At 76.0% G+C, this 14,557-nt stretch carries 9 protein-coding genes and 1 CRISPR repeat array (1 of these 10 cut by a window edge); of the genes, 4 read left to right on the forward strand and 5 right to left on the reverse strand.

Annotation, left to right across the window (positions count from 1 at the left end):
- A CRISPR array of direct repeats spans positions 1-546; the repeat unit is 30 nt; unit sequence GTTGGAACTCCTCGTAGGAGCGATGAGGAC (it extends 6 nt beyond the left edge of the window).
- Positions 547-1,048: 502 nt separating this feature from the next.
- Positions 1,049-2,257, forward strand: a complete 1,209-nt coding sequence (locus ACOJVX_RS10320) for a helix-turn-helix domain-containing protein (protein ID WP_418155846.1) — start codon at positions 1,049-1,051, stop codon at positions 2,255-2,257.
- Between the two features lie 573 nt (positions 2,258-2,830).
- Here the strand turns inward: ACOJVX_RS10320 and ACOJVX_RS10325 are convergent.
- Both ACOJVX_RS10325 and ACOJVX_RS10330 read right to left on the reverse strand, forming a co-directional pair.
- Complete coding sequence (locus ACOJVX_RS10325; RefSeq protein ID WP_211237616.1) at positions 2,831-4,201, reverse strand: PucR family transcriptional regulator; 1,371 nt, start codon at positions 4,199-4,201, stop codon at positions 2,831-2,833.
- Positions 4,202-4,410: 209 nt separating this feature from the next.
- Positions 4,411-7,173, reverse strand: a complete 2,763-nt coding sequence (locus tag ACOJVX_RS10330) for a LuxR C-terminal-related transcriptional regulator (protein WP_422647465.1) — start codon at positions 7,171-7,173, stop codon at positions 4,411-4,413.
- Positions 7,174-8,085: 912 nt separating this feature from the next.
- Here ACOJVX_RS10330 and ACOJVX_RS10335 point away from each other — a divergent pair.
- The 3 genes from ACOJVX_RS10335 to ACOJVX_RS10345 all read left to right on the forward strand — a co-directional run bounded on the left by ACOJVX_RS10335 (position 8,086) and on the right by ACOJVX_RS10345 (position 12,063).
- The gene (locus ACOJVX_RS10335) at positions 8,086-9,309 is read left to right on the forward strand and encodes an acetyl-CoA C-acetyltransferase (RefSeq protein WP_026420444.1); all 1,224 of its coding nucleotides are present in this window, start codon (positions 8,086-8,088) and stop codon (positions 9,307-9,309) included.
- Between the two features lie 122 nt (positions 9,310-9,431).
- The gene (locus ACOJVX_RS10340; protein WP_422647466.1) at positions 9,432-10,889 is read left to right on the forward strand and encodes an aldehyde dehydrogenase family protein; all 1,458 of its coding nucleotides are present in this window, start codon (positions 9,432-9,434) and stop codon (positions 10,887-10,889) included.
- Between the two features lie 67 nt (positions 10,890-10,956).
- The gene (locus ACOJVX_RS10345) at positions 10,957-12,063 is read left to right on the forward strand and encodes a zinc-binding dehydrogenase (RefSeq protein ID WP_103055359.1); all 1,107 of its coding nucleotides are present in this window, start codon (positions 10,957-10,959) and stop codon (positions 12,061-12,063) included.
- A gap of 144 nt (positions 12,064-12,207) precedes the next feature.
- On the opposite strand, the gene ACOJVX_RS10350 is transcribed toward ACOJVX_RS10345, so the two are convergent.
- From ACOJVX_RS10350 to ACOJVX_RS10360, 3 genes are all read right to left on the reverse strand, one after another.
- A complete protein-coding gene (locus ACOJVX_RS10350; RefSeq protein ID WP_418154421.1) occupies positions 12,208-12,408 on the reverse strand; it encodes a GNAT family N-acetyltransferase in 201 nt (66 codons plus the stop codon).
- 305 nt (positions 12,409-12,713) lie between these two features.
- Positions 12,714-12,881 carry a hypothetical protein gene (locus ACOJVX_RS10355; protein WP_418154420.1) on the reverse strand — a complete coding sequence of 56 codons (168 nt, stop codon included), beginning with the start codon at positions 12,879-12,881 and terminating at the stop codon, positions 12,714-12,716.
- A 268-nt stretch (positions 12,882-13,149) separates the two neighbouring features.
- Positions 13,150-14,370 (reverse strand): acyl-CoA dehydrogenase family protein, encoded by a 1,221-nt coding sequence (locus ACOJVX_RS10360; RefSeq protein ID WP_103055357.1) that lies wholly within the window; start codon positions 14,368-14,370, stop codon positions 13,150-13,152.
- Positions 14,371-14,557 lie beyond the last annotated feature (187 nt).

Genomic DNA, 14,557 nt, shown 5'->3' on the forward strand with positions numbered 1-14,557 from the left:
ACTCCTCGTAGGAGCGATGAGGACCCTCTTGGCCCGGCGGCGCTCGGTGGCGTCGTCCCAGTTGGAACTCCTCGTAGGAGCGATGAGGACCCGCAACGCCCCCGGCAGCGCCGGGGACGAAGCGTTGGAACTCCTCGTAGGAGCGATGAGGACGCTCTGACCTGCGGGGACAGATCCCGACAGGGCGGTTGGAACTCCTCGTAGGAGCGATGAGGACCCTGGCCGCCACCATCGACACCGACCTGCCCACCGAGTTGGAACTCCTCGTAGGAGCGATGAGGACGAGCGGACGTACTGTTGCCCTGAGGGTCGCAATCCAGTTGGAACTCCTCGTAGGAGCGATGAGGACCCACCCGGCAGCTCGCCGAATGGGTGCAGGAGGGCGGTTGGAACTCCTCGTAGGAGCGATGAGGACCACATCGCCACCTGGCGGACCGCGCTGGCCGGGGTGTTGGAACTCCTCGTAGGAGCGATGAGGACCAGCGCCGTGCTGCAAGGTAACCTTATGACAGCAACGTTGGAACTCCTCGTAGGAGCGATGAGGACCCGAGAGTAAAGTCGCTGGTCAGGGCCTTCTTGCACGGTGCTTTTGGCGCCGCTTTTGCAGTGAACCTGAGGTTTGACATCTGACCCGGGGGGTTCGCTGAAATCTCCGTGCGCAAGCCTACCGTGCGCGTCGCGCCCAACCCGCCCGGTGCTCGGCCGTCAGCCCGCCCCCGGCCGCCGCAGGATGTCGAGCTCGCAGGCGGGTGCCGCGGGCCACGCGACACAGGCAGCCGGGCGAGCGCATGCAAGGCTCGCGTCGTGACGGTCTCGCAGCGACGGGCAGCTCCCGGAGCGGGCCTCGTTCGTCGTCTGCTCCACCTGGCGTCGTGCGGTACCGCGCCGGTCGCTCGACGAGCGGCCAACCGTTGGTGTCCCCACCTGACCAGGCGACTGGCTGTCGGCGGGGAGGAACGAGTCACCGGATCGGATGGTCCTCACCAGCATGGGAGAAGCCTACGCTGGCGTACGGCAGCGGCGGGTTCGTGCGGCGAAGGGGACCTCGGTGAAACTCGAAGACGACCTCATCGGCACGAGGATTCGGCAGATCCGGCACTGGCGGGGCATGACCGCGTCCTCGGTCGCTGGCCTTGCCGGAATCAGCCGGTCCTACCTTTCGCGGATCGAACTCGGCGGGCGTGCGGTGAGTTCACGGTCGTTGCTCGAAGCGCTCGCGTCGGCCCTGCGGGTCGCCCCCTCGGCACTGACATCGGAACCGCACAAGACGCTCCGCCGTGGTGACCAGAGCGCACACGATGTCATCCAGTCCTTGGACAGCGCACTCACCTCCGCGATGCCCGGAGAACGGCCGGAGGACACGACGCCGCGCCCGCTTCCCGCGCTGGCGGCGGCCGTCGACGGCGTCAACGCTGCCCGCCACGCCTGCGACTACCCGGCCCTGGCGGATCTCGCGCCGCGCCTCGTACGTGAACTCCTGGTCCTGTACGCCTCGGGGCCTCATCGGCGACAGGCCGGTGAGTGGCTCGCCTCCACCTACCAGGCGATCATGGACGCGGCGAAAGCACTGCACGGTGTGGGGCTGCCGGCCCTGGCGTACACGCACGTCAGGACGATCGCCGAGGATCTCGACGATCCTCAGCTCCGGGGGCTGGGCTACTGGATGCGTGGTCAGGCGTTCGGTCCTGGCCGGCGACGTGAACAGGTGGCTTTCTCGGCCGCTGCGGCCGGATCGCTGGAACCGCACATCGGCGAGCCGGGCGTGCTCGAAGCGTATGGCCAGGTGCACCTCAACGCGGCGCTGGGGGCGGTCGCCTCGGGCCAGCATGATGTCGCGGACGCACACGTTCGGGAGGCTCGGGACGCGGCGCGACGAGTGAGCGGCCCGGGGTCTCCGTGGGCGGGACTCTGGTTCGGCCCCACCAACGTCGCCGTCTGGTCGCTGGTGATCGCCTCGGAGAAGAAGGACATCGGCGCCGTGGACAGGATCGCGGGGCAGATTGACATTGACGTCATTCCCTACGCGGGGAGGCGAGCGGCGTTCTACTCGGAGTGGGGACGTGCGGTGCTCTCGGAGACCCGGTCCCGTGAGCGGGGCCTCGCGCTGTTGCTGAAAGCCGAGAAGCTCGCCCCTCACCGCGTCCGCAACCACCCCCTGGTCCGGGATGCTGTCAGCAGCCTGCTCGTGCGGTCGCGCAGGGAAGCCGGTGCGGGCGCGTTGCGGGGCCTCGCCCTTCGGATGGGAATCGCGCCCTGACCGAACCCACCCTCCCCGGTCAGGTTGGTAGCTGGACACGGTGTGGCACTTCCCCTCCGCAGCGCACCGCGGTGTCACGCCGATCACGATGACGGTCCGCCGTGTCGTCGGCGTGCGCTTGCGGGCGTGCGAGACGGGGGTCGGCCGGCGCCGGCCGCCTGTCGGGGTCGGCTGGTGACGGCTGGCCAGCTGGCCGTCCTCGCTGTGACGTGACCTGTGGCACGGCGACGGCGATGGCGTCCGTGTTCGCGTTCAGCAGGCGAGGCGGAGAAGCCCGACGTCCTGGGGTGCCGGTCGCCAGCCGTTCGGTGATCGGCGGCCCGCCGTACACCTCGGGCGGCGGCTCGGCGGTGGTCCGCCCGGGAACCGTCACCGCCGTCCAGTGTCCCCCGCAGGCCCGGTTCCGGTGCGGGCTGGCGGCACCGCATCGCCGGGCGCACCTCCCAGCCGTGCGGCGGAACGGTTCCCGTTCAGCGGCGCAGGACCGGGGCACCCCGGCGCTCATCGGCCGCCCCGGCCCAACGCGGTGGGCCACGTCGCACCGACCTCAGCACACTCCGCTCCCCGTTCCGCTCACTCGCCGAGGAGGCGTTGGGCTTCCAGGGCGAGGGCGAGTTCCAGCAGGTCGCGCTGCCGGTTCAGGGACCGCCCGCTGAGCTGTTCGTAGCGGCGCAGCCGGTTCAGCACGGTGTTGCGGTGGCAGAACAGCCGGGTGCCGGCCCGCAGCGCCGATCCGTCGCAGTCCAACCACACCTCCAGCGTGGACAGCAGGACCTTCCGGTCCGGCGGGTCGAGGTCGAGGACGGGGCCGAGGGCCCGCCGGGTCAGCGCGGCCGACAGCTCCGGGCAACTCACCACCATCGCCGAGGGCAGGTGGTCCTCCAACAGGGCGACCTGGGCGTCGTCCTCGCAGGTCCGCAGCGCGGTGTCGGCGAAACGGCGGGCCGCGCCCACGGCGGCCAGCTCCTCCACGGCCGGGCTCACCCCGACCCGGCAGCCCCGGGGGACGGTCAGGGCGGCGGCGAGGTCGGCGACCGCCACGTCCCCGAGCTGGACGATGCCCAGTTCCTCCTCCACCCCGGTGTGCCAGATGATCCGGGTTCCGGGGACACCGACCCGCAGGCCCGGGTCGCGGAGCACCGCCCGGCCCTGCCCGGCGACGACCACCACCGCGTACCGCGCCTGCTGGGGGAGGTCCAGGGCGGCGGCCACCGCGGGCACGTCGGCCAGCCTCGTGCTGCCGTCCAGCAACGCGCCCACCAGGGCCCGCAGTCGTTCCTCCCGGCGCCGGGTGAGTTGGCCCTCCACCTTGCGGTAGGCGTCGGCGAGGAGGCCGCAGTGCTCGTCGACGAAGTTCCACACGTCGGCCGCGACGTGCACCAGCAGGTGCACCCGGTCGGGGTCGCTGCGGGTGGTGGCGTCGACCAGCCCCTGCCACACCACGCCACCGCCCAACCGGAAGGCGTGCAGCAGGGCGTCGAGGGGCAGCCCCTGCTCGGCCCGTTCGGCTCCGATCCGCCACGAGCAGCGGCGGGCGGACTCCCGGGTCTCCCGGGGGGCGAGGATCGACCGGATGTTGTGCTCCAGCGATTCGTGCACCTCCCGCCACAGGCCGTCGAAGTCGGTGGCGGCCGACCGGTAGGCGGGTTCCTGTTCGCGCAGCAGCGCGACGAGGTGGTCGGTGAGCTGGGGGAGTTCGCTGAGCAGGCTCCTGGCGGCGTGGTGGACGACGGCGACGGCTTCGGCGCTGGCGCGGGAGCGGATCGGCGGGCCGGCGGCGGGTAGTCCGGGGAGGGCGTGCGGGGCGCGGACCGAGGTCCTGCCGGTGGCCGGCCCGTGGGGGCGGGTGCGTGCGTCCGCGTGCGGCCGCCCGCCGAAGACGGTGCGGCCGGTCGGTTCGCCCGGGGTGGTGGGGTGGCGGAGCGGCGACGCGGGTCTGGTCACGGGTCTCACCTCGTCCTGTGTGGAGGGGCAGGGCGCGGCCCTGGGGCAGGGACGGTGGTCGGGGTGCGGCCTCGCCGCCCTCGCCGAGCGGTGCGGGCGATGTGGGGGCGGCGGCGTGGCGGCGCTGGTGGGGAAGGCGGGGGCCACGGACGGCACGGGCCCTGGCGCCCAGCGGCAGGGGGTGCGGTGCGCCGGCTCGACGGGCCGGGTCACGCGCCCGCCTCCTCGGCCTGGCCGCCCGGGCGGGAGGGCAGGGACCGTCGGCGCGGGGCGCTGGTCTCGGATGTGGGACGCGGTGGTGCCTCGCCGCTGGTCGTGGTCGCCGGGTTCCTGGGCCGACCGAACACGGGTTGTTGTCCCGGTGGCAGTCGCCGGCGGGGCGCGGTGGCCAGGGCGGTCACCGACGCCTGCCCGGCCGCCTCCCGGCCGGTGGGGTGCCGCCCGACGGCGACGCCGACGCCGACGCCGCTGGCCGCCGGGGTGTCGTCGCGGTCGGAGCCGCCGTTCGACAGCAGCAATGTCAGCTCGACGCGGGAGCGCACCCCGAGGGTCGCGAAGACGTTGCGGAGGTGGTGGTCCACGGTGCGCGGGCTGAGCCGCAGGCTCACCGCGACCTCCCGGTTGGTGTTACCGGATGCGACGGCGCGGGCGATCCGCAGCTGCTGCGGGGTGAGCCGGTCGGTGTCGACCGTCCTCCGGCGGCGGCCCGCGAGGTTGACGGCCCGGGGCGGCGAGTCGCCGACCGCGCGGAGCTCGTCGCGTGCCCGGGTCGCCCACTGCCTGGCCCCGCACAGTTCGAACAGGACGAGCGCGGCGCGCAGCTGGTCCCGGGCGGCTCCGGGGCTGCGGCGCCGGCGCAGCGCCTCCCCGTGGAGCAGGCGGGTGCGGCCCTGTTCGAAGCCCTGGCCGGCCCGTTCGTGCAGGTCGATCGCCTCCCGGAACAGGGCGTCCGCGCCGCTGTCGTCGGCGTGGAGCAGGGCGCGGCAGCGCAGCGCCTGTGCCCGCCGGTCCGGGTCGCCGGTGGCCGCCGCCCAGCGTTCGAACCGCCGGAGCGGGGCGTGGACGCCGTGGGTGTCGCCGGCGAGGACGGCCGCCTCCACCAGCGAGGGGACGGCGAACTCGCGGGCGGCGAAGTGGCCGCGTGGCCCGCTGCCGACCAGCAGCGGGCGGAGCCGGTCGGCGGCCGTCTCGGGCCGGCGACCCGCCAGGTCCAGCATCGCCAGTGCCCAGGTGGCCAGGGTTTCGGCGAACACCAGTCCCCGGGCGGCGGCCTCCCTGGCCGCCCGGGCCGCGTGGTCGTGGCAGGACTCCTCCTCCCCGAGCAGGGCCGAGGTGAACGCGAGGAGCGCGCGGTGGTGTGTGGCCTGGTTGGGCTGGCCGGCGCGGTGGGCGGCGCGCAGCCCGGCGGAGGCGTGGGAGTGGGCGCGGGCGTGGTCGCCGAGGACCAGTTCGGTGTGGGCCAGGTGTTCCAGCGCGATCGGGACGAGGGCGGCCGGCCCGCCGGCGCGGGCCGAGGCCAGCGCTCGGGCCGCCGCCGTCGCGGCGTCCCGGGGGCGGCCGGCGGCGAGGGCGGCGACGGTGGCCGCGAACAGGGGGACGGCGCCGTCGAGCTCGCCGTCGAGCATCCTGCGCAGCAGGGGGGTTCCTTCGTGGGGCCGGCCGCGCAGCACGGCCGCCAGTCCGCCCGCGTAGTCGGCCTCCCAACCCGAGGGGTGCCGGCCGGGCCGTGGCGGGTCGGGGGGTTGTCGTGGCGCCGGGAGTGGGCGTTCGGTGGCCTCGGGTGGGGTGCGGGTCCCGGGGATGCCCGGGTGCCGGTGGACCGTCCAGGACGGTGTCGGTCGCACAGCCGAGCGGGGCGCCTCGCACCAGCTGACCAGCCCTCCTCCCGGGGGGTGTGGCCGGGTGGCCGCCGGGTGAGCCCAGGGCTGGGTGTGGGCGGCCGCTCGGACACCGGCGAGGCGCGCCGCGAGGCGGACGTCGGGGAATCGGGGCGCCCTGGGCAGCCGGTGCCCCGAGGTCGGGGCGGGCGGGGTCTCGGCCGCCGGGCGGTTCCCGGCCGTGGACGGTCCGGGTGGGTCGTCGGCCGCCGCGTGGTCGAGGGCGGCCAGGTGCCGGGGGAGGTCACCGCTGGCCCAGCTGGCCGCCAACCGGTCCATGAGCGCCGCCCGCGCCAACGGTCCGCCGTGGGGGCGCAACAGGGCGGCGGCCAGTTCCAGGGAGGCGTGCGCGTCGGAGACCACCCCGCCGCGCAGTTCCAGGGCTCCCCGCACGAGTTCCCGGCGGCCGACCACGTCGTCGTCGGCCGCCGGCAGCTCCGGGGCCGTCAGCAGCGCCCAGGCCCGGCGGGGGTCGCCGGCGAGCCAGGCGTGGTCGACGGCGGCGAGGACGCGGCGGGCGCGGCGGCGGGCGTCAGTGGTGAGCCGTGCCGCGCTGGCCAGCGCGGTGGAGCACTGGGCGTGGTCGAGCAGCGGTCCCCGGCCGGTCGGGGAGTGCCGGTCGACGGCGCGGGCCAGGGCGGCGGCCAACCGGTCGTCCGGGCCGACGGTGGCCGCCGCCCGGTGGCACAACCGGCGGAGACCGCCGGGCCCGGGGTCGAGGACGTCGGCCACCACCGCGTGGGCGGCGCGCAGGTGGGGTCGCGGCGCCTCCCGGTAGACGGCGTCCCGCAGGTGGGGGTCGCGGAACCGGACGAGGTCGCCGTCGACGACGAGGAGCCCGGTGTCCTCGGCCGGGTCCAGGCAGGACGGGGACAGCCCGGCGCGGCGTGCGGCGCGGTGGAGCAGGTCCAGGGCGGGTGGCCCGTCGAACACCGTCGCGGCGGCGGCGACCAGCACCAGCCGGCGCGTGTCGGCGGGGAGGCGATCCAGGGCGGTGGGAGGTGGCCCGGCGCGGGCCGCGGGCGCGGACGTTCCCCGGTCCGGCAGTGGTGCGACGCCGCCGGGCGGACCGGGCGGCGTCGGGGGCGGGTCCACTCCGGGCGGTTCCTCAGCCGGGCGCGGCGGACCCGGGGTCGGGGGCGGCGGGACCGTGGGTGGGCCTCCGCTGGCGGTCAACGGCCCGGCCGCCGTCGCGCCCCTCACGGCGGGGTGGCGGGCCGGTGCGGCGGGGCCGGCCACCCGAGGTTCGGGACCGGCAGGCGGGCCGACCCGTGGCCGGGTGGTCACGGGTGGGGTGGGGCGGGACGCGGGCGGCGGCGGAACCTCCGGGGCGGAGCAGGCAGGACACCGAGGTGGGGGCGCGGCGGTCCGCGCGGCCGTCCGGGCACGACCGCGTGCCACGGTGCGCGGTCGGGTGACCGCCAGGGCGTCGTCGCCTCGGTCGTGGATGCGGAGGCCGACCGAGTGGACAGGCTTTCCGATCACACCGGCCAAGTTACGCACGCGTGAACTCCGGCGGAAGACCGCCGCTCGGCCCGCCTCCCGGGTCCACTGTGCGCCCGCGAGCCGGTCGTGAGCGGTGTTTCCCCAGGGCGCGGCGGGTGTGGCGACCGAGGGGGCCGCGCCGGTGCCCTCCGCGTCGTCGTCGCGTTCTGTGCCCTGTCACATGGCGGCGTCGTCCCCGGTTGTGCAAGGCGCCAGAAGCCGCCGGCCCCGCTGTACAGGGGAGGTGGCCCGTGGTCAGGTGGGATGGCCCCGGGCGGCATCCGCCGGGCCGGGGCCGGCGAACCGCAGCCGTCGCCGGCCCGACCGGCGCCGCTGCCGGCGCCACCCCGGGCCCGTCGTCCCTCCAGCCGACCGGCCCCGACCGGACGACCGGACGACCGGACCCGACCGTCCCGTGCCGGTCCGCCCAGCCGGAACACCCCGCCCCGGGGCCGGCGGCCGGCGCACGGCCGACGCCCCCGATCCCGCCGCCCCACGCCCCGCCCGCACCCGGAGGAGACCATGCCCGAGGCCGTCATCGTCGCCGCAGCGCGCTCCCCCATCGGCAGGGCCAGGAAGGGGTCGCTGCGCGACGTCCGCCCCGACGACCTCGCCGCCGCGATGGTCCGCGCCGCGCTCGACCAGGTCCCCGAACTGCCCGTCGAGGACGTCGAGGACCTCTACCTCGGCTGCGGGAACCCCAGCGGCGAGCAGGGGTTCAACATCGCCCGCGTCGTGGCCGTGTCGCTCGGCCTGGACGCCCTGCCCGGCGCGACGATCAGCCGGCACTGCGCCTCGTCCCTCCAGACCACCCGGATGGCGTTCCACGCGATCCGCGCGGGGGAGGGCCTGGCCTACGTGTCCGGCGGCGTCGAGTGCGTGTCCCGCATCGCCCGCCCCGCCGACGCCCAGGCCGGCGGGCGGGGTGAGAACCCCCGCTACGCGGCGGCGATGGCCCGCTCGGCCACCCGCGCCGGCGGCGGAGCCCCACCCTGGGAGGACCCCCGCCTGTCCGGTGAACTGCCCGACGTGTACCTGGCGATGGGGCAGACCGCCGAGAACGTCGCCCAGCACCGGGGGATCAGCCGCCGCGAACAGGACGAGTTCGCGGTGCGCTCGCAGCGGGCCGCCGCCCGTGCCCTCGACGACGGGTTCTGGGCCGAGGACATCACCCCCGTCACCCTCCCCGACGGCACCGTCGTCGCCGCCGACGACGGCCCCCGCCCCGGGACCACCCTGGACCGGCTCGCCGGGCTCGCCCCCGTGTTCCGGCCGGACGGGACCGTCACCGCCGGGAACTGCTGCCCGCTCAACGACGGCGCCGCCGCCCTGGTGGTGATGGACGAGGACCGCGCCGGGGACCTCGGCATCACCCCGCTGGCCCGCATCCGCTCCACCGGGGTGTCGGCGCTGTCCCCGGAGATCATGGGGCTGGGGCCGGTGGCGGCCTGCCGGCTCGCGTTGCGCCGCGCCGGGCTCGGCGTCGGCGACCTCGACCTGGCCGAGATCAACGAGGCGTTCGCCGCGCAGGTCATCCCCGTCCACCGCGACCTGGGGCTCGACGAGGACCGGCTCAACGTGCACGGCGGCGCGATCGCCGTCGGCCACCCGTTCGGCATGACCGGGGCCCGGCTGACCGCCACCCTGCTGCACGGCCTCCGCGTCCGGGACGGCCAGTTCGGCCTGGTGTCGATGTGCGTGGCCGGCGGGCAGGGCATGGCGATGGTCGTCGAACGCCTCTCCTGACCCCGGTGCGGTCCCGGCGCCGCCCACGGGCCGCACGTCACCCGGAGGCGAGGCACCGCCGACCACCCACGACCCATCCCGACCACCCGACGCCCGAACACCCCGAGCGCGTGGAGGACGCCGTGCCAGCACAGCCCCAGCTGCTCGACCAGCTGCCCCCGGACCGCCTGTACCTCGACGGCCGGTGGACGGCCCCGCGCACGTCGACGCCGATCGACGTGGAGGACCCCGCCACCGGGGAGCTGCTCGGCCGGGTCGCGGCGGCCGGCCCCGAGGACGTGCACGAGGCGGTGCTCGCCGCGGAACGGGCCTTCCCCGCCTGGGCGGCCCTGGAACCGGGTGAGCGCGCCGACCACCTCGACGCCCTGCGCGCGGCGATGGCCGACCGGGCCGCCGACCTCGCCGAGCTGGTCACCGCCGAACTCGGCACGCCGATCCGTTTCTCCCGCGCCGTGCAGGTCGGACTGCCCCTGCGGGTGTTGGAGTCCACCTCGGCCCTGCTGCGCGACCCCGGGTTCGCGGCCCCGGAACGGCTCGGGCACTCGCTGGTCCTCCGCGACCCGGTCGGCGTCGTCGGCGGCATCACGCCGTGGAACTACCCGCTGCACCAGGCCGTCGCGAAGATCGCCGGCGCGTTCGCCGCCGGCTGCCCGGTCGTGCTCAAACCCAGCGGCCTCACCCCGCTGTCCGCCCTGGCCCTGGCGGACCTGGCCGACCGGGCCGGGCTGCCACCGGGGGTGCTCAACGTGGTCCCGGGTGGCGGCCGGGTGGTCGGGGAGGCCCTGGTCCGCCACCCCGGGGTGGCGATGGTGTCCTTCACCGGGTCGACCACCGCCGGCGCCCGGGTCGCCGCGCTCGCCGGGGAACGCCTGGCCCGCGTCGCGTTGGAACTGGGCGGCAAGTCCGCCTCCGTGGTGCTGCCCGGCGCCGACCTGGCCCGCGCGGTGCGGAGGACAGTGGACAGCTGCCTGCTCAACGCCGGGCAGACCTGCACCGCGCACACCCGCCTGCTGGTGCGCCACGACCGGTACGCCGAGGCCGTCGACCTGGCCGTCGCGGCCAGCCAGCGGTACCGCCCCGGGGACCCGACCGACCCGGAGACCCGCCTGGGGCCCCTGGTCTCGGCCGACCACCGCCGCACCGTCACCGGGCACATCGCCCGCGCGGTCCACGACGGCGCCCGGTTGGCCGTCGACGGTCGGGACGCCGCCGGGCCGGACGGGCGCGGCCACTACTGCGGGCCCACCGTCGTCGTCGACGCCGACCCCGGCGCCGCCATCGCCCAGCAGGAGGTGTTCGGGCCGGTCCTCACCGTGCTGCCCTACCGGGACGAGGAGGAGGCCGTCCGCATCGCCAACGGCACCCCCTACGGGTTGGCCGGCGCCGTCTGGGCCGAGGACGACGACACCGCCACCGCCGTGGCCCGCCGGCTGCGCACCGGGCAGGTCGACATCAACGGGGCACCGTTCAACCCGGTCGCGCCCTTCGGCGGCTACGGCCACTCCGGGTACGGGCGGGAACTGGGGCCGCACGGAATCGCCGAGTTCCAGCAGCTCAAAGCCGTCCAGCTTCCGCTCTGACCACCTCGACCCCACGGGCCCCGACCCGTCTAGGTCGCCGCGACCCCACCCCGCGAGGGAGCACACCATGCCGAGCACCGCCGTCGGCGCCGTCCTGCGCGCCACCGACCAACCGCTGCGGGTCGAGGAGATCGAGCTGCGCGACCCCGGCCCGTCGGAGGTCCGGGTCCGCATGACCGCCGCCGGTGTCTGCCACTCCGACCTGTCGCTGGCCCGGGGTGTGCTGCCCCACCACCTGCCGGCCGTGTTGGGGCACGAGGGCGTCGGCGACGTCGTCGAGGTGGGGGAGGGGGTGACGGGCCTGCGGGTCGGCGACCAGGTGGTGCTGAACTGGTCACCGCCCTGCCGGGACTGCTGGTTCTGCCGGGGCGGCCAGCCCTACCTGTGCCAGGCGTCGCTGCGGTACGCGACCCGCCCGCACGCGGTGGGCGCCGACGGCCAACCTCTGTTCCCAGGGCTGGGCGCGGCGGCCTTCGCCACCGAGACGCTGGTGGCCGAGGACGCCTGCGTTCCGCTGCCACCCGGCACCCCCGCCGTGGAGGCCGCGCTGCTGGGTTGCGCCGCCCTCACCGGCGTGGGGGCGGTGCGCAACGCCGCCCGTGTCCGCCCCGGTGAGTCCGTGGTGGTCCTCGGGCTGGGCGGGGTGGGCCTGTGCGCGGTGCAGGCCGCCCGCATCGCGGGGGCGGCCCCGGTGATCGCCGTGGACCCCGCGCCGGACAAGGCCGCGCTCGCGGAGTCCCTGGGGGCCACCGAGGTGCTCGAACCCGGGCCGGAGCTGGCCCGGCGGGTCCGAAGGCTGACCGGGGGCAGGGGCGCGGACCACGCCGTCGAATGCGTCGGCCGCGCCACCAGCATCCGCGCCGCCTGGGACGTGCTCCGCCGTGGCGGGCGGGCCACCGTCGTCGGGCTCGGCGAGCGGAGCGACACCCTGACCCTCAGCGCCGCCGAGGTCGCCATGCTGGGCCGCACCCTCGCCGGCTGCATGTACGGGGACTGCGACCCGGCCGAGGACCTGCCCGTCCTGCTCGGCCTGCTCGGCGCGGGAGCCCTCGACCTGGGGTCCCTGGTGGACCGGCGGATCGACCTCGCCGAGGTGGAGGACGTCTTCGCCGACCTCGACCGGGGCCGGGGCGCGCGGGCGGTCGTCGTGTTCGACCAGGGCGACCAGGGCTGAGCGCCGGCCCGGTCCGGTGGTGTCCCCGTACCGGGCCGCACCGGCCACCCCACCCCCGGCCTCTCCCGGGGGTGGGCTGCTCTGCCGCGCCGCGGCGACCGAGGACGGCCCGGGGCACCGCGACCCGGCACGCGACCGGTCGGGTCACAGGTCCAGCCACATGATCCGCAGGCCGACGTCACCGTGCTCGGGGTGGCGGAACGCCCCGGGGGCGACCCCGAGCGTGACGAAACCCAGGCTCTCGTAGAGGCGGATCGCGCTCGTGTTGGTGTCGACCACGGCGTTGAACTGGACCGCCGCGAAACCGTTCTCCCGCGCCCAGCCGATCAGGTCGGTGGTGAGCACGCCCGACGCCCGCGCCCCGCGCCGCCCGGGCGACCATCAGACTGCCGGACGCCACGTGGCTGCCAGGACCCGGACGGTTGGCGTACATGTTCGCGGTGCCGAGCACCCGGTCGCCGTCGGCGGCGACGACCGTCCTGGCTGGTGCCGGCAGCAGCCACATCCGCCGGGCGTCGTCCGCGCCCATGCCGGGGTCGTAGGGGAGGGTTCGCGCCTCGGTGACGACGTCCTCGACGATGGGCCAGATCCGGGGCCAGTCGTCAAGCCGCGCCGGGCGGATCGTGAAGTCCGGCGTGGCCGGCCGCCGGTCAGCCACGAGGCCCACCGCCGACGTGGAGGGCCCGACCGCTCGTGGAGTCGGCGTCCTCCACGCGGTCGAGCGCGGCGACGTGGTGGCCGTGGTTCGGGAGGGCGGGGGCGATACCAGCCGCGATGCGCGCGCCGCCACCCGTGAGGGGAGCCACTCGTGTTGACACGGGGCCATCCTGGCCGCCGTGACGGCGTCCCACCACCGGTTTCCCGGCCGAACCGAGCCGGCCTCGCCCCACCGCCGTCCCGGGGTCGTCGGAGGCACCGACGGGCTGGCCCCGTCCGCTGCCACCGGTGGCCGCGGCCCGTCGGCGATCTGCTGACGCCCCTGCGGCCCTGCCGCTGGCACCACCCCGCCCGGGTGGCCCACCACCCCGCCCGGGTGGCCCACCACCCGCGCGGTGGCCGAGCGGGGCGGGGCGGCGCGGAACCCGGTCAGGCCAGCGCCGCCAGCTGGCGTTCGATCTCGCGGCGGCCCAGGGACCGCAGGTGCACCTCGTCGGGGCCGTCGGCGATCCGAAGCGACCTCGCGATCGCCCAGAACCGGGCCAACGGCAGGTCCTGGCTCACCCCCGCCGCCCCGTGGATCTGCACCGCCCTGTCCACCACCCACTCCACCGCCCGGGGGACGGCGATCTTGATGCCCTGGATCTCGTCGCGGGCGGCCCGGTTGCCCTCCCGGTCCATCAGCCACGCCGCCCGGAGCACCAGCAGCCGGCACTGGTCGATCCGCACCCTCGACTCGGCCACCCACTCCCGCACCACGCCCTGGTCGGACAGCCGGCGGCCGAAGGTCGTGCGGGTCGCGGCCCGCGCGCAGGCCAGTTCTACCGCGCGTTCGGCCATGCCGAGCAGCCGCATGCAGTGGTGCACCCGCCCCGGGCCCAGTCGGGCCTGGGCGATCGCGAAACCCGAGCCGGGCTCGCCCAACAGGTTGGCGGCCGGGACCCGCACGTCCTCGAACAGGATCTCGGCGTGCCCGCCGTGGTCGTCGTCGGAGTACCCGAACTGGCTCATGCCGCGCCGCACCGTCACACCCGGCGTGCCGGTCGGCACCAGGACCATGCTGTGCCGTTCCCGTGCCGGACCGTCCTCCGAGGTCCTGCCGAGGACGATCAGCAGTTCGCACTCGGGGGAGAGCGCCCCGGAGACGAACCACTTGCGCCCGTTGACGACGTACTCGGCGCCGACCCGTTCCACCGTGGTGGCGATGTTCGTGGCGTCGGAGGAACCGACGTCCGGTTCGGTCATGGCGAAGGCCGACCTGATCCGCGCGTCCAGCAGCGGTGCCAGCCACCGCCGCCGTTGGTCCTCGGTGCCCGCCAACGCCAGGATCTCCATGTTCCCGGTGTCGGGAGCGGCGCAGTTCAGCGCGGCCGGCGCGAGGCGGGGGCTGCGGCCGGTGATCTCGGCCAGCGGCGCGTACTGGAGGGTGGTCAGCCCGGCGCCGTGCTCCCCGGGCAGGAACAGGTTCCACAGCCCGCGCCGCCGGGCCTCCGCCCGCAGCTCGGCGAGCAGCGGCGGCGGCCCCCACTCCGGCCCCGGGTCGGCCTCGCCCCGGGCCAGGGCCTCCTCGGCGGGGTGCACGTGCTCGGCCATGAAGCCCCGCAGGCGGTCGGCCAGCTCGCGGGTGCGCTCGTCGTGGGCGAAGTCCATCGGGTTTCCTCCTCGGGAGCGGGGTCACGGGGGCGGGGACGCCCGGGTTCGGCACGCGGCGTCGGGCGTCGACGCGGGCGAGGGGGCGGAACGCCGTCGTCGCCGGAACGACCCAGCGGAGACGGACCCGCCGTCCGCCGTGGACGGAACGGACACCGGGACGGGGTGGATCGGCCACCGGCGGGGG

Source organism: Actinoalloteichus caeruleus, from assembly GCF_049311605.1.
Classification (GTDB): domain Bacteria; phylum Actinomycetota; class Actinomycetes; order Mycobacteriales; family Pseudonocardiaceae; genus Actinoalloteichus_B; species Actinoalloteichus_B caeruleus.

What these genes read in the sequence shown, in the direction of transcription:
- ACOJVX_RS10360 (WP_103055357.1), bottom strand. Translation starts at nt 14,370, where the DNA reads ATGGACTTCGCCCACGACGAGCGCACCCGCGAGCTGGCCGACCGCCTG.
- ACOJVX_RS10345 (WP_103055359.1), top strand. Translation starts at nt 10,957, where the DNA reads ATGCCGAGCACCGCCGTCGGCGCCGTCCTGCGCGCCACCGACCAACCG.
- ACOJVX_RS10335 (WP_026420444.1), top strand. Translation starts at nt 8,086, where the DNA reads ATGCCCGAGGCCGTCATCGTCGCCGCAGCGCGCTCCCCCATCGGCAGG.